Genomic DNA, 367 nt, shown 5'->3' with positions numbered 1-367 from the left:
AGAAGTAGGTAGCTTAACCGCAAGGAGGGCGCTTACCACGGTAGGATTCGTGACTGGGGTGAAGTCGTAACAAGGTAGCCGTATCGGAAGGTGCGGCTGGATCACCTCCTTTCTAGAGTAGCACCAGGGGCTAACGCTCCATCATCAAGCGTCCACGCTTATCGGCTGTTAGTAAAGAGAACAACAGTGTATGTCGGGGCTGTAGCTCAGCTGGTTAGAGCACCGTGTTGATAACGCGGGGGTCGTTGGTTCGAGTCCAACCAGCCCTACCAAGTTATCACAAGAAAACGGGGGATTAGCTCAGCTGGGAGAGCACCTGCTTTGCAAGCAGGGGGTCGTCGGTTCGATCCCGTCATCCTCCACCATT

At 54.5% G+C, this 367-nt stretch carries 2 tRNA genes and 1 rRNA gene; all 3 read left to right on the top strand.

Going from position 1 to position 367, the window contains the following annotated elements:
* Positions 1 to 112 (top strand): 16S ribosomal RNA (locus LE190_RS21620); the annotation flags it as partial.
* Positions 113 to 195: 83 nt separating this feature from the next.
* Positions 196 to 272, top strand: a tRNA-Ile gene (locus tag LE190_RS21615).
* 17 nt (positions 273 to 289) lie between these two features.
* A tRNA-Ala gene (locus LE190_RS21610) sits at positions 290 to 365 on the top strand.
* Positions 366 to 367 lie beyond the last annotated feature (2 nt).

Origin of the sequence: Massilia hydrophila, assembly GCF_020208145.1 — a bacterium.
Taxonomy (GTDB): domain Bacteria; phylum Pseudomonadota; class Gammaproteobacteria; order Burkholderiales; family Burkholderiaceae_D; genus Telluria; species Telluria hydrophila.
This window is presented reverse-complemented; position numbering and strand designations above follow the sequence as displayed.